This window comes from Singulisphaera chitinilytica, from assembly GCF_049331405.1.
GTDB lineage: Bacteria > Planctomycetota > Planctomycetia > Isosphaerales > Isosphaeraceae > PoT.
Map to the genome: position 1 here is coordinate 951,574 of NZ_CP186274.1, position 18,046 is coordinate 969,619.

Annotated in this window: 20 protein-coding genes; 17 read left to right on the forward strand and 3 right to left on the reverse strand. The window is 62.6% G+C overall.

All coding sequences use genetic code 11. The annotated features are described in order from the left end of the window. Positions 1 to 8 precede the first annotated feature (8 nt). Both ACOYYX_RS03540 and ACOYYX_RS03545 read left to right on the forward strand, forming a co-directional pair. Complete coding sequence (locus ACOYYX_RS03540) at positions 9 to 1,631, forward strand: SGNH/GDSL hydrolase family protein (RefSeq protein WP_422928556.1); 1,623 nt, start codon at positions 9 to 11, stop codon at positions 1,629 to 1,631. Positions 1,632 to 1,649: 18 nt separating this feature from the next. After that, complete coding sequence (locus ACOYYX_RS03545; protein ID WP_422928557.1) at positions 1,650 to 2,534, forward strand: hypothetical protein; 885 nt, start codon at positions 1,650 to 1,652, stop codon at positions 2,532 to 2,534. A gap of 47 nt (positions 2,535 to 2,581) precedes the next feature. Here ACOYYX_RS03545 and ACOYYX_RS03550 read toward each other — a convergent pair whose 3' ends face one another. Then, positions 2,582 to 3,088 carry an imm11 family protein gene (locus ACOYYX_RS03550; RefSeq protein ID WP_422928558.1) on the reverse strand — a complete coding sequence of 169 codons (507 nt, stop codon included), beginning with the start codon at positions 3,086 to 3,088 and terminating at the stop codon, positions 2,582 to 2,584. Positions 3,089 to 3,247: 159 nt separating this feature from the next. On the opposite strand from ACOYYX_RS03550, the gene ACOYYX_RS03555 reads away from it, so the two are divergent. The 8 genes from ACOYYX_RS03555 (at position 3,248) to ACOYYX_RS03590 (ending at position 9,867) form a co-directional block, all read left to right on the forward strand. Continuing rightward, positions 3,248 to 3,811 (forward strand): hypothetical protein, encoded by a 564-nt coding sequence (locus ACOYYX_RS03555; RefSeq protein ID WP_422928559.1) that lies wholly within the window; start codon positions 3,248 to 3,250, stop codon positions 3,809 to 3,811. After that, entirely contained in the window at positions 3,808 to 4,158 is a 351-nt protein-coding gene (locus ACOYYX_RS03560; protein ID WP_422928560.1) for a hypothetical protein, read from the forward strand. The genes ACOYYX_RS03555 and ACOYYX_RS03560 overlap by 4 nt, the downstream gene beginning before the upstream one ends. A 70-nt stretch (positions 4,159 to 4,228) precedes the next feature. After that, positions 4,229 to 4,717 carry a hypothetical protein gene (locus tag ACOYYX_RS03565; RefSeq protein WP_422928561.1) on the forward strand — a complete coding sequence of 163 codons (489 nt, stop codon included), beginning with the start codon at positions 4,229 to 4,231 and terminating at the stop codon, positions 4,715 to 4,717. A gap of 64 nt (positions 4,718 to 4,781) precedes the next feature. After that, positions 4,782 to 5,219 (forward strand): hypothetical protein, encoded by a 438-nt coding sequence (locus ACOYYX_RS03570; RefSeq protein ID WP_422928562.1) that lies wholly within the window; start codon positions 4,782 to 4,784, stop codon positions 5,217 to 5,219. A gap of 47 nt (positions 5,220 to 5,266) precedes the next feature. Then, complete coding sequence (locus ACOYYX_RS03575) at positions 5,267 to 5,827, forward strand: hypothetical protein (protein WP_422928563.1); 561 nt, start codon at positions 5,267 to 5,269, stop codon at positions 5,825 to 5,827. 114 nt (positions 5,828 to 5,941) lie between these two features. Next, positions 5,942 to 8,326, forward strand: a complete 2,385-nt coding sequence (locus tag ACOYYX_RS03580; protein WP_422928564.1) for a phage tail tape measure protein — start codon at positions 5,942 to 5,944, stop codon at positions 8,324 to 8,326. 95 nt (positions 8,327 to 8,421) lie between these two features. Then, positions 8,422 to 9,249, forward strand: a complete 828-nt coding sequence (locus tag ACOYYX_RS03585) for a hypothetical protein (RefSeq protein WP_422928565.1) — start codon at positions 8,422 to 8,424, stop codon at positions 9,247 to 9,249. Positions 9,250 to 9,372: 123 nt separating this feature from the next. Then, positions 9,373 to 9,867 (forward strand): hypothetical protein, encoded by a 495-nt coding sequence (locus ACOYYX_RS03590; protein ID WP_422928566.1) that lies wholly within the window; start codon positions 9,373 to 9,375, stop codon positions 9,865 to 9,867. A gap of 49 nt (positions 9,868 to 9,916) precedes the next feature. Here the strand turns inward: ACOYYX_RS03590 and ACOYYX_RS03595 are convergent, their stop codons facing one another. Next, positions 9,917 to 11,371, reverse strand: coding sequence for a hypothetical protein (locus ACOYYX_RS03595; RefSeq protein WP_422928567.1), 1,455 nt, complete (start codon positions 11,369 to 11,371; stop codon positions 9,917 to 9,919). Between the two features lie 12 nt (positions 11,372 to 11,383). Further along, the gene (locus ACOYYX_RS03600) at positions 11,384 to 12,280 is read right to left on the reverse strand and encodes a ParB N-terminal domain-containing protein (protein WP_422928568.1); all 897 of its coding nucleotides are present in this window, start codon (positions 12,278 to 12,280) and stop codon (positions 11,384 to 11,386) included. A gap of 913 nt (positions 12,281 to 13,193) precedes the next feature. Here ACOYYX_RS03600 and ACOYYX_RS03605 point away from each other — a divergent pair. The 7 genes from ACOYYX_RS03605 to ACOYYX_RS03635 all read left to right on the forward strand — a co-directional run bounded on the left by ACOYYX_RS03605 (position 13,194) and on the right by ACOYYX_RS03635 (position 17,941). Beyond that, on the forward strand, positions 13,194 to 13,805 hold the full coding sequence (locus tag ACOYYX_RS03605; protein ID WP_422928569.1) for a hypothetical protein: 612 nt from the start codon (positions 13,194 to 13,196) through the stop codon (positions 13,803 to 13,805). Continuing rightward, positions 13,802 to 14,113 carry a hypothetical protein gene (locus ACOYYX_RS03610; RefSeq protein ID WP_422928570.1) on the forward strand — a complete coding sequence of 104 codons (312 nt, stop codon included), beginning with the start codon at positions 13,802 to 13,804 and terminating at the stop codon, positions 14,111 to 14,113. Before ACOYYX_RS03605 ends, ACOYYX_RS03610 begins: the two co-directional genes overlap by 4 nt. Next, complete coding sequence (locus ACOYYX_RS03615) at positions 14,110 to 14,406, forward strand: hypothetical protein (protein ID WP_422928571.1); 297 nt, start codon at positions 14,110 to 14,112, stop codon at positions 14,404 to 14,406. The genes ACOYYX_RS03610 and ACOYYX_RS03615 overlap by 4 nt, the downstream gene beginning before the upstream one ends. Then, on the forward strand, positions 14,406 to 14,756 hold the full coding sequence (locus tag ACOYYX_RS03620) for a hypothetical protein (RefSeq protein ID WP_422928572.1): 351 nt from the start codon (positions 14,406 to 14,408) through the stop codon (positions 14,754 to 14,756). Before ACOYYX_RS03615 ends, ACOYYX_RS03620 begins: the two co-directional genes overlap by 1 nt. Positions 14,757 to 14,924: 168 nt before the next feature. Then, positions 14,925 to 16,007, forward strand: a complete 1,083-nt coding sequence (locus ACOYYX_RS03625) for an STAS-like domain-containing protein (RefSeq protein WP_422928573.1) — start codon at positions 14,925 to 14,927, stop codon at positions 16,005 to 16,007. Between the two features lie 90 nt (positions 16,008 to 16,097). Beyond that, the gene (locus ACOYYX_RS03630; RefSeq protein ID WP_422928574.1) at positions 16,098 to 17,252 is read left to right on the forward strand and encodes a hypothetical protein; all 1,155 of its coding nucleotides are present in this window, start codon (positions 16,098 to 16,100) and stop codon (positions 17,250 to 17,252) included. A gap of 350 nt (positions 17,253 to 17,602) precedes the next feature. Further along, positions 17,603 to 17,941 carry a hypothetical protein gene (locus tag ACOYYX_RS03635; RefSeq protein ID WP_422928575.1) on the forward strand — a complete coding sequence of 113 codons (339 nt, stop codon included), beginning with the start codon at positions 17,603 to 17,605 and terminating at the stop codon, positions 17,939 to 17,941. The last annotated feature ends 105 nt before the right edge of the window (positions 17,942 to 18,046 follow it).

Here is an 18,046-nt window from a genome sequence, read left to right on the forward strand (position 1 = left end):
CCCACCCCATGCGACGACGCTACCTCGCCTGGCTCGCCCTCGCCTCGGTCCTGATCGCACCTGCGCTGCTCACGGTCGCGGAGGGGGGCGGCCCGCCGATCCCCCCGGTCATCTCCCGGACCAAGGCCCAGGCCTCCGCCTACGCCATCCCGAAGAACAACTTCCTCGTCGAGAGCGACACGGACCTCCAGAGGGTCGGCGACGGCACCACGCCGGGGGGCCGGTACGTCGGCCTGACGCCGAAGCGGATGCTGCTCGAGCGGATGCGGCGGGCGGCGTCGAGGGCGGCGGTCAGTAATGTCATCGACAACGCCCCGATGTCCTCGCCCCCGACCATCACCTCGGCGGCGGGGTTCACGCAGACCAAGGCCTACTACCTCGCCGGGACGGGCACCCTCACCAACCAGGACAAGGTCACCGTCGTCGGCGGCGTGGTCTTCGCCAACACCAGCGGCGCCCTGGCCGGCAACTACATCAGCGTCAAGTCGGTCTCGTCGACGTCGGGCTCCAACATCGGGCCCAGCGGCGTGTACCAGCAGGGCTGGTACTTCGAGACGATGACCGACGCCCCGGCCATCTCGTTCAGCTACATCCGCACCTCCGAGAGCGGCGTGATGGTGGCGGTGTCCGAGAACGGCGGCCCGATGCAGTACGCCTCGACGACGCCGACGGCGATCTACAACAACGGCAACGCCTGCGGCACCAACACCGGCGCCGTGACGGTCACGTTCTCGGGGTCGAAGGTCAGGCGCGTCCGGTTCGAGTTCGGCAACCAGCAGGTGGACGAGACCTGCGGCGGCTCGGGGGGCGTGCTCAGCGTGCGCGGGATCTTCGTCGACCCCGGGTATTCCATCTGGAAGCCCAAGGACCTCGACGTCGTCAACGCCGCGTTCGTGGGCGACAGCTACACCGTCCAGGCCCCGCGCGACGCCGGCATGCAGGCGGTCAACTGGGCCCGGACCTGCGGGGCCAAGCTGGGCTGGCGGGTCACCTGCATGGCCCAGGGCGGGACCGGGTACTCCAAGGTCAACGGGGCATTGCCCGCCGCGAGCGACCCCCTGCGGCTCGCCGACCTCACGCAGGCACCCTACGACGTCTACGTCTTCGCCCTGGGGACGAACGACGTCTCGGGCAACGACGGGACGGCCGCGGCCCTCCCGGACCTCCAGGCCAAGGCCCTGGCATGCTACCAGGCGGCTCGTGCGGCCAACCCCATCGCCCCGATCATCGTGGTGAGCCCTTGGCCCCGGACGACGTTCCCGCCCCAGACGCAGGCCGACTGCGCGACCGCCGTCGAGGCCGCGTTCGCCCAGTTCGCCGACGCCAATTCGTTCTACATCCCCATCTACGACGACGCGTCCGGCAACTGGATGCTCGGCACGTCGTACCAGGGGAAGCTGAACAGCTCGAACGACATCTCATATCGGTACATCTGGACGGACGCGATCCACCCCATCCTGGCCGGCCACTACTACTACGGCGACCGCATCGCCCACGCCATCCGCGACTGGCTCATGGCCACCAGCGTCGCCAGCCGGACGCCGGATCACGCCCCGGCCGAGCCCGTCGTCTTCCACCTCCCGGACCGCCCGGTCGCCGTCGTCCCCTCCCGCCACTCGAAGGCCGCCTAACCCGGAGACCGAGCCCCCATGCGACGCCTCATCACGTCCGCCTTCCTGCTCGTCGCCCTGGCATTCGGCCAGGCCGCCGGCGCCGCGACGATCACGAAGCCGTTCAACTTCACCCTCGGGCCGGCCTACTCGGGCCTGGCCTCGACGGTCAGCTACAAGGTCGTCCTCGTCGACGGCTCGACCCCCATCGGCCCGGTCACCGCCACAGGCATCACCGAGGGCTCGTTCGGGGCGGTCACCGCGACCGGCTCCTACAACGTCAACGTCGCCAACTTCGACACCGGCTGGGCCGGCAAGATCGTCTGGGTCGAGAGCACCAGCGGCCTCGTCTACGAGGAGCCGTTCGGCGTCAGCCAGAGCACCGACGTCACCGCCGCCCTCGCGGCCACGAGCTCGAACGTCGCCGCGGTGAAGGCGAAGACGGACAACCTCCCCGCCTCGCCCGCCGCCGTCGGCTCCGCCATGACCCTGGCGAGCGGGGCCATCGCCACCGGCTCGTTCGCCTCGGGGGCCACGATCCCGGCGGTCGCCTCGGTCGCCGCCCTGAGCCCCTCCGAGCGCTCGGCCCTGGCGACCGCGATCCTCACCGACGCCAGCGGGGGCAACCAGGCCACGCCCGGCTCGCTGGGCTCGATGGTCGGGATCAACAACGGCATCGCCGTGCTGGGCACCGTCAACGATTTGAACCCCTCGGGCGGGTCGTTCGTGATCAGCCTGGCCAGCGGGACGCTCCCCTCGGACAACCGCTACATCGGCCTGAGCCTGTCGTTCACCGGGGCGCTCGCCCCCGCCAAGGCCAAGATCACCGGCTACCAGCTCCTGACCGGGACCACCGCCCGCGTCTGGTTCGCAAACCCCTTCAGTGTCATCCCCACCAACGGGGCACCCTTCACGGTCTTCTGACGACGTCGGACAGAACGCTAAGGAGTCGGGTCAAACAGGCATGAATTTCACGGCGTCACCGGCCAATACTCCATGCCCCCAATCCCATTCCTCTCGAGCTCTCCCTTCATCGCCTCGGAAACGATCTCAACGACCATCCAATCTCGCAAGCGAAACATGTGGTGATCCCCGATGGCGTCCGGATCGATGATCAGTTTCGCCACCCCCCTGGGCCTGCCCGCCTTCTCCGGATGATCCTCGGGGAAGTACTGGATCAGGGATCGCTCGCGATCGATGCAATCCAGGCAGTCCAGGATGTTCAGCACTTCCCATTTCCCGGGAGCTTCCAACGTAGCCGGGATGAATTGCACCCCCAAGGGCGCGATCCCCTCGACAACTCTTGCCATGCGATCGGAGATGACGGTGCATCCGAAGGCTGTGCAATTGTAATCGACGGGGTCGCCGGGAACCTGAACCTCGAAGGGCACGGCGGATGGGTTGATAAGCCTCTCACACCGACCATACGCCCAGATGTCCACGGGGCTCCCATCGGAGAATTGATCGCCGATCGCCAATGCCCATCGTGAGTCGGTCGCCATAACTAGACGGTAATATTTCATATCAAAATCTGAATCGAGTTTCGGTCGACGATGACGTTGGCCGCATCAAGTCGCCCAGGATCGAAGCGAGGGCTCACGATATTCGCCCTCGGTGTTGCTAGCAATTGCAAATTTATGAGCACACCCGAACTCTCCTCCATCATCGGACAGCGCGTCGAGGACGCCGACAAGACCGGCGACCTGGGCGGCGGCGTGCCCCCGCAGATGGGGGTCGTGCTGCGCCGCCGCGAGGCCGAGGCCGAGCCCGAGCTCTGGCCGGACCTGCTCTCGGCGGTCGCGAACTACTGGGACTCGGTCGCCGGGCTGAAGGAGGTCTCGCCCGAGCTCTACCTGAACGAGGGGCCGGCCAATCCGACATACCCGTTCGCGATGTTCTCGAACCCGGGCGAGGCCGTAACCGGCAACACGGGCCCCGGCTACTGGGAGCGGAAGGTCATCGTCTTCGCGATCTACGCGACCGACGACAACAGGCTCATCGACTACGGCGACTGGCTCACCGCCGCCTACGACCCCCTGAACACGTCCAAGGACCTCCACTTCCGCAACGGCTACCTCATGGGCTTCCGCCGCACCGGGGGCCGGCTCGAGCGCATGCCCAACCTCTCCAAGGGCGAGTACGTCTGGCGGCAGTCCTACACCTACCTCGCCACCGTCGGCAGATCGCGGGGCGTCCGATGAGCCAGGTCGTGGTGTCCCCGTCCGCCCTGAGGATCCTCCGCAACCGCATGCTCGACGGCGTCGACCAGGCCGGCGGGCTCCTCGCCATGGCCATCAAGGAGAAGATCAGCGTCCAGGGGCCGCCCCGCTCGAAGCCCGGCGATCCGCCCCACATCGACTCCGGCGACCTCATCGCCAGCTACGACCACGCGACCGACGCGGCACGCCTGACCGCCCACGTCGGCACCCCGATCCCCTACGCCCATTACCTCGAGGAGGGGACGGACACCATGGCCGCGCGGCCGCACATCATCCCGGCCCTGCTCGAGAACGCCGACGACATCGCCCGCGCGATGATCGACCCCTGATCGCAGCCGATCCCACCTCACCTCGACCCTTCCCGCCCAGCGGGGCGCCACGCCCCAGGACCAACCGCCCATGCCGCTCTCGGTCACCGGCAACATCAAGTTCACCCTGAGCCTCGCCGAGCAGCTCGGCTCCGGCCCGGTCACGGGGAACCTCAACTCCTCGATCCCATTCAACATCTCCTTCGCCAACGGCACCGGCGCCAACGCCATCCAGTTCGACTGGGTGAAGCCGAGCAGCCCCGCCCCGGGCACGCCCGACACCTGGACCCTCTCGGCCCTGACCGATTCGCTCAACCGGGCCATCGCGTTCACCAAGGTCCGCGTCCTGGTGATCATCAACAACGGCACCGGCAGCCTGACCGTCGGGGCCGCGGCCACCCACCCCTGGGCCGCCGCCCTGGGCACGGCCGGCACCGCGATCGTCCCCGCCGGCGGGATGCTCGTCCTCGTCGCGCCCGGCGCCGCCGGCTACGCCGTGACCTCGGGCTCCTCCGACCAGCTCAAGGTCGACCCGGGCGGCACGGCCGGAAACTACCAGATCGCCATCGCCGGCGAGTGACGCGGCCCCGCCACCATCCCCACATCCCCGACCCATCGCACCGCCCCCCGGAGTCCATACCGCCATGGCAACCCCCGAATTCCACAACGGGTCCGACGGCCGCGCCTTCGTCAAGCCGCCGGGCGCCTCGACCTCCATCGAGCTCGAGGTCCACAAGTGGGACCTCTCGATCAAGTCCAACAGCAAGGACGTGAGCAACGCCGTCTCGGGCCGCAAGCGCATCGCCGGCGTGGTCGACGCCAGCGGCAACGTCTCGATGCACTGGGACAGCGCCAACGAGGCCACCGACGCGACCACGGGCACCGGCCCCAACGTCCGCGCCGGCTCGATCCTGCTGCTCGAACTGGTCCCCGACGGCAGCCCCAGCGGCACCAGCGGGTTCCGCCTCTCCGTCATCGTCGAGGAGGTGAAGACCTCCAGCGACTTCGAAGGGACCGTCGACTACGAGGTCTCCTACAACCTCGAGGACGGCTCCTCGCTCAAGTACCCCGGCGACGCCTGATCATCAGCCTGATCGGACCACACCACCACATTCTCACGGGTTGAACCATGCTGGACCTCATCACCGCGGCCCCGAAGGCGATACGCTTCGGGGACCGCATCCTCAAGGTCGGGGCGCTCAAGCTCAGGGAGCTCGGTCTGCTCCAACGCTGGATCCGCGACCACTCCGTCCGCCCCACGGTCGCGGTCAAGGCCGTCCTCGAGTTCTACGAGGACGCGGCCGAGCGGCGCCAGGTCATGAAGCAGGCCGTCATCGACGAGCGGTACTGGCCCCCGTCGATCGGCACCCCCGACGGCAACGGCGTCCTCTTCGACGACCTCGAGGGACAGGAGTATTTCCTCGGCGTCATGCTGCGGAAGTACCAGCCGCTGACGGACGAGGAGCTCTCCGAGATCCTGGGCGGCATCAGCCACGACGACTTCGGCATGCTCGTCCGCGTCGCATTCGGCGAGGACGACCTCGACCCGGAAGAGATTCGCCGCCAGCAGCAGGCCAAGCGGCTGGCGGCGCTCGCAAGAGAAGATCCCGAGGGATCGACTTCGGGAAGCTCTTCCACGGATACGTCGCAGGAAACCCCCACCTCAGCCCCGGCGACTTCGGCGAGCTGACGCTGCCGCAGCTCCTGATCCTGAACAACGACGGCGAGATCCCCAATCCGCGCCGGCGGGCCTTCAACAGCCCGGCCGAGGCGGAAGCCTACGCGAAAGAGTCGGCCGCAAGCCATGGCGCTCAACCTCAAGCTCGCTGACGCCTACGTCGACCTCTCCCTGCGCACCCAGCAGTTCGACTCCGGGTACGCGGGACTGATGTCGAAGCTGAAGAACCTCCCGGTCGGCAATGCGACGGTGAATCTCAACACCACGCGGGCCCAGGGGCAGATCAATCGGCTGCGCGCCGACCTCGGCAAGCTCGGCAACGTGTCCATCAACCTGCGGATGGACCGGGGCCAGGCGACGGCCAACCTGGGCCTGCTCCGCCAGCAGATCCAGGCACTCAAGGGCCTGGGCGGGGCGATCATCCCGATCCGAGCCGACATGCGGCAGTGGAACCGCTCGATCGTGCGGATGCACGTCGACCTCCAGCGGGTGAAGACAGCCGCCCTGATCCCCGTCCGGGCCAACACCAACCAGGCCCACGTCAATCTCAGTCACCTCCTCTCGCTGGTCCGACAGATCCAGATGTCGACCCGGTTCCGCTTCACGGGCCAGCGGCAGGGATGGTGGCCCGGCAGGGGGAGCGGAGGGGGTGGCGGCGGGGCGAGCTTCGGCGGGGGCGGCGGGCCCGGCTTCCTGTCGGGGGTGTGGTCGGGCGCCGGGATGCCGTTCGCGGCCAACCCGCAGATGATGGCGGGGGAGCTAGCCTCGAAGGCGCTCATCGACGTGGTGAAGACCTCGGCCGACCTGGAGAGCGAGTTCGGGACGCTTCGACGCATCACCGGTATGACCGCCGAACAGATGGCTTCGTTCGAGAGCACCATCATGGAGATGGGCACGACTCGCCCCGGCGTGGCGACGAGTGACCTCATCAGCATGGCGCAGATCGGAGCCAGGATGGGCGTGACCGACAAGGGGGGCCTGCCGGCCCTCAAACAATTCACCGAGCAGCTAGCAGAGGTGAAGCTCGCCATCCCCGATATGCAGACGGAGAATCTCGCCAATCAGATCAGCCGGACGCTCAACGTTTTCGACCTCGGGACCGATCGCATCAAAGGCTTCGGCTCGGCGCTGGTCGCGATGGACAACATCTCGACCGCCAGCGCCTCCGACATCCTCGCCATCACCCAGCGGATCAGCGGCTTCGCCAAGTCGGCCAACATGACGCTGCCGCAGGTCCTCGCGCTCTCCAGTGTCCTCAAGGACGTGGGCCTGACGAACGAAGTGGCCGGCTCGGCGGTGAGCCGGATCATGTCCAAGATGGTCACCAACTGGCATGAGCTTGCCGAGACCGTCGGCGTCGACTCCGCCAAGTTCAAGGACGCCATCCAGCGGGATCCCCTCGAGGCCCTGCAGATGGTGATCGAGAAGTTCGGCGAGCTCAAGGACACCGTCGGCAAGCAGGAGTTCCTCGCCGAGATCGGCCTCAAGAACAGCCGCGACCTCGCGGCCTTCCAGCAGCTCGCGCCGAAGTTCGGAGAGGTCTCGCGGAGGACAAAAATCGCCGCCGAGGAGACCGGGACAACCGCGTCGCTCGATAAAGCTCAGAAGATCAAAGGGGAGGAGACAAACGCCAGCTTCACGAGGGCAGGAAATTCGCTCACCTCGCTGAAGAAAGCCTTGGGCGAGAAGGTGACCCCGGCCGCCTCCATGGCCGCCGACGCGCTTGGCGACGTCGCGGCGGCCTTCGCAACGATCATCCGGGGGAAAACTCGAGTCAATTTCTCCGGCCCTCGCGAAGTGGCGGCGCAAGCCCTCCCGGCGTTGGATGCGACGAACAAACCCGTCGCTGCAGCACCGAAGAAGCCGACTACGGTCGAGGAGGCCAAGGCCGCCTTCGAGGCCGCCGACGCGAAGAACACCGAGGTCGGCAACAGGGCCGAGGCCCTCCAGAAGCTCGCCGACAAGCAGGGATTCGAATCCCGCGACATGATGCGGCAGGCCGCGACCAAACCCGAGCTGATCCTCCCGGCCGAGAAGGCCATGCAGGAGGCGGCCGAGACCAAGCGTCAGGCGCAGGCCGCCGCCGAGGAGTCCGCCAAGGCCTTCGCGGCGAGGCAGCAGGCCTGGAACGACCACAAGGATGCCAGGGCCGAGCAGAACAAGAAAGACGACGTCAACAACAAGCTCTTCGACGTCAAGAACCGCTTCATGAATACGCTCGGCGCCGTCGGCGACGCCAAGAAGTCGCTCCTCGGCATCGGCGTCAAGACGGCCGCCGCGGTCATCGGCCCCGGCGACGACGAGAGGCGGACCGCCTCCGTGGCCACCATCGGCAGCAGCGCGAGCGACGCCGGCCGTCGCATCCAGGAGGACATCCTCCGCAGCAGGCCCAACTCCTCGGCCGACAAGACCGAGAAGAACACCCGGGACGCCGTCGGCCTCCTCGGGGAGCTGAAGGACATCCTCGCCCGCAACGCCAACCAGGTCGGCGGCGCGGTCCTCGCCCGCTGATCCACCCCTCCGCCTTGCCCCTGCCGCCGGTGCCCATGGGCACCGCACCCATCCCCACCTCCCGCCCCGATCTTGCCCATCCCCAGGGCCATCCCATGTCGACCACGATCAGCGTCTCCCACGAAGAATTGTCGGACGGATTCCGCGAGGGCATCTCCGGCGGGAAGCCGTACGCCGTCAAGAAATACCTCCTCGGCTGGGACGACCGCTATCAGTTCGTCCGGGACATGCAGGGGTATTCCTCGGCGACCGGCTCGGGGAACCCCTGGATCCAGACCGTCCCCTACCAGTACCCCGACAGCCCCAACCTCTACGCCGACTCCCTCGAGATCGAGCCGGCCGGGAAGATCATCGAGGGCCGCACCCCGCTCGCCTTCGAGTACGCGATCATCACGGTCACGTTCACGGTCAGCGACTGGCCCTATCAGCAGTCGGACGACCCGCTCAACCTCCAGTCGGTCACGGACGACCCGGCCGAGAACCAGCAGCTCCAGTACTGCCGCCAGAAGATCCAGTACGGCTACGAGACCTACCCGATCCCCAACAGCAGCGTCGCCTTCGCCGACGGCACCAAGTATCCCACGCAGGGCGTCTACAAGCTGCCGGTGACCACCGTGACGCTGATGTGGAAGGACTACCCCTACCAGCCCTTCAAGTACGTCCGCGACCTGCTCGGCTGCGTCAACCAGGGCAAGTTCCTCGGCTGCGGCGACTCCACCGTCTTCTTCGACTCGTTCGACACCGACCCCAAGTTCCTCTCCGACGGGACGAAGGTCTGCGACGTCACCGAGGTCTTCAAGTATCGCACGATCGACTGGAACCAGTTCGTCCGCCCCGACAAGTTCCAGTGGGCGACCCTGAAGGACAACACCGGCGCCACGATCTACACGAAGAAGGATTTCTCCAAGCTCCTCCTCGGGTGATCGAGCCCTTTCGAGGTTTTCTAGTCCGAGTAACGAAGGGAGGGCAGGGGCTTCACTTGAGAGTGTTGGGTTGTTTACATAGAGGGCTTTCTACGTCGCTGGCCAAAGGAAGCCGGAACCGCCATGGATCTCAACATTGACGTCGGCCCAAACAAACCTCTCAGTGATCGGCCTCGAAGCAAGCCGATTTCTCGCCTCCAAAAGAACTTACTCGCCTTCGGTATACCGATCGTAGTCTTGATCGCCCTCGCACTCTTACTGACCTCGCCGCCGCCGCCAGAGGAAGCTCAAGCAGCCAAAACGCAAGGATTGTCAAGCAACGAGAAAGCGGTCAGCATCGCCCGAATCGTTGAGTCCTCTCTGCGGTCATCGGTACCAGGTCTCGACCGTTATTTGATCGAGGTGGACGTCTCGGCGCCCAAGGGTTACCTTGTCATCAAGCTCAAACCAGAATTTAACCAGCTTGGCGGCGAGGATCGGGAAGCCCTCGAAGAGAGTGTGGCATTGGAATGGCGCCAGATGAAATACGCAAAGGATCGAGGTTGGGATCCTCGGGTTGAGTTCGTTCAGTACACTGAGACCGATCAAACATCCAGCCATTTCGTTAGCCCGCGATAACCAAAAACGGCTTGGCGGCGCCCATGGGCACCGCCAAGTTGGAACGAGGTCAAGAAGCCATGGCAGGCCGTCGCCTACGGCGGTTCCCTATGACGGCGCCCGGCTGATCGGCGAGGCGATTGAAGAAATCCAGGAGCAGGTCCCTGTACGTCATGTCCCGGATCGTCGGGAACATATCGCCTACCGCCGACCTGTCGATGATCTCGTGGGCTACCCAGGACAGGCAGAGCTTGGCCAAGCTGTGGGCGTCCCCCCGGACAGCCTTGATGCACGGGTGGCCGTCGTTGAGCGTCAGCAGGAAGGATCGTCCATGCGATCCGCTGCTGTCGAACCGGTACAGGCCGTCGATCGTCTCGTCGAAGACGATGCGCACCCGATCCGGCGTCCGGACCGTCCGGACGATCTCCTCGGTATTCTTGTCTCCCGGCTGGGTCGTCCTGAAATTCCGATGCTCCCCACCGGTCCCCGTCGACTCGACAGTCCCTCGCTTCCCGGTCGTCCCCGGCCGAGCCCCCTTCACGGATTGCTTGCCGCTAATCACCGCGCTGAGCAGTGTTTCCGCAGCTTTGGCGATGGAGGTCAGCTCGATGTTCTGGGACTGGGCTTCGGCCTTGTCGACGAGGTCGCGACATGCCTCGGCGAGCGAGGCCCAGAGCGCGGTTGGCTCCTCGCTGAAGTAGTCCTTGGTGACGCCGATGTTCTTCCATTCCGGCGGCAGGTAGACCTCGCCGTAAATCCGATTGCTGGGCCTGCCCTCCGCCGGTTCGTGGAACTGGCCCAGGAAGCGATATCCCCAGTGGACCGACCAACCGGGATAGGGATTAGGTTCGCCTGGCGGCACGATGCCGCAGAATCCGTGAATGCGATGTCCGTCCACGACCAGGTCGAGCTTTCGCTTGCTCTTGAGCTTTGGGTGGGCAAAAGGATCAACCTTGATCTTTTGACCGTCGATCTCCAACATGAGGGTGTGGTCGGTTTGCAGGTGCTTCGCGAATCGGTAGGACAGGTCGCGAGCCAGCCTATCGACGCTAGCGATCCTCTTGCAGTTGTGGATGGTGATATGCAGTCCCGTTTGAGTGCTTTTGCTCGGGATCGGTTTTTCTGTGTAGAAGGCAAAAAACCGATCCTGATCGATGCACTGTTGCCATTCGCAGACGATTCGGCTCACCTTGTGCGGCGTGGTGCTGTTGACCTCAGATAGCGTGCCCTGGCAGGCACATATCTGAGACATCAAACCGCCCACGCCGTACATGCCTGCCTTGTTGGTCGCCGACCTCAGGCCCCTGGCCGGTGACTGCATGATCCTCAGGTCGTCGCACCCCTGGCCGTCGTCGATGATTTCCATCCTCGATCCCGTCTTGCGGATCGTGATGTTGCGTGCCTGCGCCCCGAAGGCATTGTCGATCCACTCCGAAAGCATGACCTCCCAGGAAAGGGCTTTGGCGCGGAAGACATCGATGATGCCTGCGCCGCAGTCCAGGGAGATCTCCTGATTGCTGCTCACGTAATCACTCCGTTACAGGATAGGGACCCGAAATTGGGCTGTGAGTCGGTGGGAGAGGCGAAGAAGGTTGGTTGCAAAGTCATTCTGTTCCGCATCCGGCAAGCTATCGAACCGCTTGCGAATGTATCGCTCGGTTTCACGCCATTCTGGCGTGGTGAAATGGTCGTTGGCATCTTCCTCCTCAGGTTCGGGGGCCTTTTGAATGGCAATGGCCGAGGCCGACTGCTTGACCACGACTGGAGGCCGGGACTCGACTTGCCGCTGCTCACGTTCATCACGAGCGGGGTCGTCCAGGAGTGCGACCGAGCCGGATACGACCGAGTGAGTTTGCTCATTTGTTTTCTTGGCGGTGGAACCTCCAATCTTGGACGTGTTGATGGTGTAGGTCTTGCCGTTGCGGGTGGCTTTGCGTTCCGAAGGCGGGCTCTCGGAGCCTTCCATCTTGAAACCGTTACAAGATGGCTTCATCTCCTGACGTAGTTTCCCGACAAACGGGTGACTGACAGCACACCGTTTGGCGATTTCGCTATCAGTCAACTTGCACCATTCTTCATCCCTTAGCAGCGTCCAGACGGCCCGTCTCTTGTCCTCGTTGGTGCGTCGCAGGCCGTGGTCCGCATTCGCTCCGACGGAATAGAGGACAGCCTCCCGACGATCACCCTGGAAGACCTGGGCGTCGACCTCGTGGAACCCGGCTCGCTTCCAGGCTTCAAGCCGATGAAAGCCATCCGCGAGCCAGTAGTCGGACCCGTCATAGAAGACTGTGACAGGCGGCAGTCGCCCTTCGATAGCCGCATCCACGTATTCAGTCACAACCTCGTCATTCATCTCGGCCCGAGGTTGCGTACCCCCGTCGACGCGGATGCGGTCGATCGCCAGGGGGTTCGGATCATTCGACTTCAGAGACATCTCAAGGGCTCTCCTCTCAAGAAACGGCTAGGATTCAACGCATAGGCGCAGGCTCGGAGAAGCCGTGGCGGTCCGCCCACTCGACCAGCGCGTGTTCGATCAGGATCGTGGCCGGCAGGCGGCTGAACACGATCAGTCTCGAGACCCACTCGGCGAATTCCGGACTGCCTCGGAATCCCGAGATCGGCTGCTTGGGTGGCCCCGGAGTCTTGGTTGTCGTTCTAGGCCGCCGCATCCTTTTCGCAGCAACACCTTCAATTTCACTCACAGATGACCTCCGTTGATAGCTGTGCCTATTGATCGACCCTGATATCCTGGCTACACAAATTTATCGACCCCTCTTTTGTAAAATTTCTAGGTTTTCATCCTCACGTTTAACCGGGAAATCAATGAGAAAGGCCAGCGGTGAAGCTGGCCTTTAGGACGTCACGGGATCCGTTGTGGTGGTCGGTCAGGGTAGCCTTCAGCCTCGGTCCATTCGGCGAGGGCGCGATCAATCACCCCGGCGACCGTAGTCCGGTAATGACGCGCCAAGGTGTCGAGCCAATCGGCCCACTCCTGCGACGTTCGAATCCCGATGGTCTTGAAAGAGGGGTCAGATCCACTCGGCAGCTTCTTCTTCGGTCGGCCCATGACAGTTCCGGTTTTCGACATGCTTCCTCCGTTACCTCTGGACCGATCGTAATCGAAATCGAATGGGTCAACCACGAAAACCACAGCTGCATCTTATCCTGTATGTACAGAAATAGCAAGAAAACAAAAAAGTTTCGTATTCTGTGCATTGACATTCTGTACGTACAGCTTATGATATGAAAGTCGAGCAACCGATGCGGTTGCCAAACGAAATGAGGGCCGCAGGTGCTGGTAACACCTCGGCCCTCGTGGGAAGCCCCTGAGCGAACAGGAGTCTCCGGTGTCGATTCTAACTGCTCCCTCCCGATCTGTCCGCGTCTATTCCCGCGTCGTCCCCACCAAGCCCGCCCGCCGCTCGGATCGCCCCTCCCGCCCTTTCGGCGAAGGCCTCGAGGATCGCGGCCTCTGCTGCCCCATCGACCAGCGTCCCCTCCCGATGATCAACGGACAGGGCCTGACCCAGTCCGAGCGATGGCGGGTCAACGGGGCCCAGAATCGGGCCATGTCCTCGTACGCCTTCGACTGCCCCGAGGCGAGCCTGTCCGAGATCGAGAACGTCGGGCGGAAGGCCGCCACGGACGAGCTTCGTCGGCTCCTGATGGAGCGTCCGGCCGCCCCGGCCTTGAAGCTCGTCGAGGTCGAGCCGGCTCCCGCCCCTCGTCCCGCCAGCTCCAACCCCAGGGTGACCCGCCGCGTCCACGATCGGGGCGACGAGCTGTGGTGGGCCCAGATCCGCGACGCCGAGGAGCGTGGCCTGGGCGATGAGGCCGACGAGGAGGAGATGGAGAGCGCGTACCACGAGTGGCTCTACTCGGCGGCCCCGGTGGTCATCTCCGACTTGAGCGACGACCACAACGGGGCGTTCTTCATCGGAGAGGGGGTGGCCCTGTGATCAATCGCGTCTTCGCGACGGCCGGGCGGGACGGGGCTTCGGCCCCGCCTCCCAAGAGGAAGGGCGAACGGGTCTTCCGCATCATTATTTCGCTGGCTGTCTTCCCTGGAGGGGTCTACGTCGAGGTGGTCCTGAAGATCATGACCACCAGGCGTTGGCTGCGGAGCTATGCGGACCTTGGCCCGGCGTGGCATGCGGTCCAGGCCGGGCCGGTCGTCGTCCTGATGAATGCGTCGGCCATCGGCCCCGGCGATGAGCGATGGGGGCAGCAGGTCCAGAAGCTCGAGGAAGCGAGGAGGTCGCGATGATGGACCACGACCCCGACAAGGACGGCCTCCGCGCCGCATTCGACATCCAGGCCGCCGCGGCCGAACGGCTGCGGCGGGAGCCGGCCTGGGTTGTCACCGGGATGGATAGCCTGGTCTGCCACGCCTCGAAGCGTCAGACGCTCCAGCGGGTCATCGGCGACCAGGTCGAGGAGTTCGTCGCCGGGGTGGACGGCGACCGGGTGATCTGGAAGGGCCGGAGGATCGCGGCGACGATCCGGACGCTGGCCAATGGCGGCGTTCAAATCATCAGGTACGACATGGAGGGGCGGTGATGGACGTGCTCCCCTTCCCCAAGACGAAACCCCGGGGAGCGCGCCCCCGCTCCACCTCCGGCTCTCCTCGCACCATCGCCCTCCAGCCCGAGCCCGTCATCGTCCAGGTCGGCTACCTCGCCTCGGGCGGCGGGACGGTGACGGCCATCACGAGGCGATGGGCCGAGGACAGGCCGCGTGGCTGTCGGCTCTGCCCGGCCGGGACGTGCTCGGCGTACAAGAAGGTCTGCACGGTCCTGGTGGGGCATCGCGTCCCGGCAGAGCTGGCGGCGGCCTATGATGCGTCGGGGCTGACGTGGAATGGCGGGGGCAGTCCGTTCGGGGTCGTGGCGCCCGCGATGGAGGGGTGAGGAGTGATGCAGGCCGATGCCCATAGGCACCGGCCTTTTTCTTGGATATCAAGAGGTGACACTGTTGCCCATTTGACGCCAGCTTTCAAAAACTCGCAATTCCCATGTTGACAATAGTGGGCCTTCTTGTTGACAATAAGACTGTTCCATGTTGACAAAGGAGAGTAGATGACGGCCAAGCCAAAAAGCGGCGAGATCCGCAAATTCATCATCAGCAATGTCGAGGAGCACCCGTCTGAGATCGCGAAGATCACGGCTGAGCACTTCGGCATCACCAGGCAGGCCGTCAGCAGGCACCTTGCGACACTGATCGACGATGAGATCCTCGAGGCAGATGGGAAGACGAAGAAGCGGACCTACTCCCTGAAATCGCACTACTTTTCCGTAACTTTGTCTCTGGCAGAACACAATCAAGAGGACATTGTGTGGCGGGACATCGTCTCGCCTCATTTCGAAGGCCTGTCCGATCACAACCGGAGCATTTGGTATTACGGTTTCACCGAAATGTACAACAATGCCATCGACCATTCAGAGGGTACGAATGTTAGAGTTTATGTAAATCGCAATGCTATAAATATAACGTTAGGGATACACGATGATGGAATTGGTATTTTCGAGAAGATTAAGACGAGGTTCGATCTCATCGATCACAGGCATGCGATCCTGGAATTGCTGAAGGGGAAGCTCACGACCGACCCGCGAAACCATTCGGGGCAAGGGATCTTTTTTACTTCTCGCATCTTTGATTATTTCACAATCGAATCAGATGGGCAGTTCTTCAGTCATCGGCAGGACCTCAAAGACGATTGGCTCCTCGATACCGGCGACGAGCCCGAGAAGGGAACGAGAGTGGTCATGGAAATCGCCATCGACAGTCCTCGCACGACGAAAGAGATCTTCGACCAGTATTCCAATCTCGACTCGGGAGAATACGAATTCTCGAAGACGAAGGTACCTCTACGCCTGGCGCAATTCGGGAAAGATGGCCTCGTCTCGAGGTCTCAGGCGAAACGCGTGCTCGCGCGGTGCGAGGCGTTCGAGGAGGTCATCCTGGACTTCGATGGCATCGATTCCATCGGCCAAGCCTTCGCCGACGAGATCTTCCGCGTCTTTGCCTCGCAGCACCCTGATGTCCGAATCTCGGCGTGGGGCACCAATCAAGATGTTCGCAATATGATCGAACGGGCAAAAACCCAGCTTGCGGAAGATCGTAAGAATTCAGGAAATAACTCCACAGGCCGAGGAAGTTGACGCATTGAATTTGCGACAGCCGTATGACAAATGGCCAATGTTGGTCATTGATCGGAACCAAAATCTCGACTTATTGATTCGGAATACTCCATGGCCACAATCCACGATTTGCTTATTAAAATAAAATCAATGCAAGACATGCAGAGCCGGCTTGAGACGAGCCTGCAAAATGCCGCTCGGCCTTCAGTGAACGCTGTCTCGGAAGCTTCCAATCGAATTGCCGAATACGTAAAGCAGATTAACGTCCTGACATCGCAACGAAAGCTACAAGAGAGTAGCTTAATCGCTCACTTGTCCAAACCTGCCTTTGATGCCTCCATCTCCATTAAAGCACTTTTAGACCAACAGCTGGTTCCGCATGCCTACGAAAGTTCTATCAACAAGTTTGCGAGTCACTTAAAAGATCAAACCGATCAGATTCAGCACTTGACCGCGGCGGCCGCAAGTTCGAACCTTGCTCTAACCAAGCTTTATCAGCAGTCCATACTGTCTGAAGAAGCGATCAAGAGAGTCAGTAGTCTCAATTTTGCATATAATCTTTATCCTAATATCAGGCAGCAAAAACACCTTTTAAAATCACATGAAAAATTCTCGTCATCTTACCTAACATTCGTTGAATCAGTCGCTAGACCTGATGTTTTATCTGTAGGAATATCTCAGAATCTCGTCAGGCGAGCCGTCCTGGAATTCTTTAACCACAGCGTCCTAGTTGCACGTAGTTCTGGAGTCGAAGTCGATCAGGATGTCGACGCCGCAATTGCCGACATTCGCGATGGTCAATCGCAGATTGAAGATGAGTCTCTGAGTCGAATGCTTGCTGGCTTTGGCCCAGGCTTTTTAACCATGCTCGAAGGTTCACGGGCATCAATCGATAATCAGCAGCCTGACTATGAACGTCATGCGTGCACTTCTTTACGCGAACTGTTCACTAACATCATCCATCGGCTTGCTCCGGATGAGAGCATCAAAACTTGGTCCAAAGACTCAAATCATTTTTATTTCAACAAAGACAATGTTAAGTGTATCACTCGAAGGGCTCGAATAGAATATATCGTGCGTGACCATCCTGACAAATTCAAGCAATTCGCTGTCAAGGACGCCAAGGTTGTATTAGAGTTCTTCGATCGACTTAGCGCGGTAACTCATGGCACCGTGTATGAATCGGATCACGCAACCTTAGTCGAAATGTGTAGACGTATGGAGAGTTTTATTTTTATGCTCTTATCCTGTACAGACGATCTTTAGATTTTTTGATCGACGCAATCCTCCTATCCTCAAATATGATTTGACGTCTCGCACTCGATCTGATGTATTCTTTTTTTTGGCTGTATAGACAACTGTCGGAACTTGTGGCAACAACCTTTGTTGCTGGTAAGCGGTGCCCATGGGCACCGGCCTTAGCCACCCCCTCTGGCGATTCCGATAGAGAAGTTGTAAGATAGAAATCCATCCGCCTCCAGGGTCGGCTTCCTGTCGACCCTATCTCCTCTCTGCTCAACTCCTACCTCATCCGATCCCTCCCCCTCATGGGGCAGCCCATGTTACCGAGCTCCTTCCAAGCCGGCCAACGGCTTAGCGCCTCCGATTTAACCTCGATGGTCCGCGAGATCGCCAGGTGCGGCAACTGGGCCGGCGCCGGCCCCCTCGCCGTCGGCGGCGGCCCCGGCGGCATGTTCGCCTCGACCTCCACCACCAAGTGGATGTGGATCAAGCTGACCTCCGGCGGCACCGGCGGCGCCTACGCCTGGACCGAGCAGTATCCGGACTCGGGCGGCGCGTGGGTCGACGGCACGGATTCGGGGACCGCGAGTTCCGACCCGGCCTACGAGAGCAACGGCAACGACTCCGTCGACCTCACCACGCCCCCGGTCGTCCGGGCCCGCCGCGAGGAGATGTCCAACGCGCTCGTCTTCACCTCGGGGGTCTGCTCCTGATGCTTCCCACCTCATTCGAACCGGGCCGGCCCTTCGGCCTCCGCGACCGCGACGGGATGCTCGTCCTCGACCGCTCGGCCGCCGACCTGCTCAACCAGATGCTCG

Bases quoted from the DNA above. Each gene is read 5' to 3' on its own strand.
- ACOYYX_RS03580 (WP_422928564.1), top strand. From the start codon at position 5,942: ATGGCGCTCAACCTCAAGCTCGCTGACGCCTACGTCGACCTCTCCCTG.
- ACOYYX_RS03615 (WP_422928571.1), top strand. From the start codon at position 14,110: ATGATGGACCACGACCCCGACAAGGACGGCCTCCGCGCCGCATTCGAC.
- ACOYYX_RS03630 (WP_422928574.1), top strand. From the start codon at position 16,098: ATGGCCACAATCCACGATTTGCTTATTAAAATAAAATCAATGCAAGAC.
- ACOYYX_RS03590 (WP_422928566.1), top strand. From the start codon at position 9,373: ATGGATCTCAACATTGACGTCGGCCCAAACAAACCTCTCAGTGATCGG.
- ACOYYX_RS03635 (WP_422928575.1), top strand. From the start codon at position 17,603: ATGGTCCGCGAGATCGCCAGGTGCGGCAACTGGGCCGGCGCCGGCCCC.
- ACOYYX_RS03540 (WP_422928556.1), top strand. From the start codon at position 9: ATGCGACGACGCTACCTCGCCTGGCTCGCCCTCGCCTCGGTCCTGATC.
- ACOYYX_RS03545 (WP_422928557.1), top strand. From the start codon at position 1,650: ATGCGACGCCTCATCACGTCCGCCTTCCTGCTCGTCGCCCTGGCATTC.
- ACOYYX_RS03560 (WP_422928560.1), top strand. From the start codon at position 3,808: ATGAGCCAGGTCGTGGTGTCCCCGTCCGCCCTGAGGATCCTCCGCAAC.
- ACOYYX_RS03625 (WP_422928573.1), top strand. From the start codon at position 14,925: ATGACGGCCAAGCCAAAAAGCGGCGAGATCCGCAAATTCATCATCAGC.
- ACOYYX_RS03565 (WP_422928561.1), top strand. From the start codon at position 4,229: ATGCCGCTCTCGGTCACCGGCAACATCAAGTTCACCCTGAGCCTCGCC.
- ACOYYX_RS03600 (WP_422928568.1), bottom strand. From the start codon at position 12,280: ATGTCTCTGAAGTCGAATGATCCGAACCCCCTGGCGATCGACCGCATC.
- ACOYYX_RS03620 (WP_422928572.1), top strand. From the start codon at position 14,406: ATGGACGTGCTCCCCTTCCCCAAGACGAAACCCCGGGGAGCGCGCCCC.
- ACOYYX_RS03575 (WP_422928563.1), top strand. From the start codon at position 5,267: ATGCTGGACCTCATCACCGCGGCCCCGAAGGCGATACGCTTCGGGGAC.
- ACOYYX_RS03570 (WP_422928562.1), top strand. From the start codon at position 4,782: ATGGCAACCCCCGAATTCCACAACGGGTCCGACGGCCGCGCCTTCGTC.
- ACOYYX_RS03555 (WP_422928559.1), top strand. From the start codon at position 3,248: ATGAGCACACCCGAACTCTCCTCCATCATCGGACAGCGCGTCGAGGAC.
- ACOYYX_RS03585 (WP_422928565.1), top strand. From the start codon at position 8,422: ATGTCGACCACGATCAGCGTCTCCCACGAAGAATTGTCGGACGGATTC.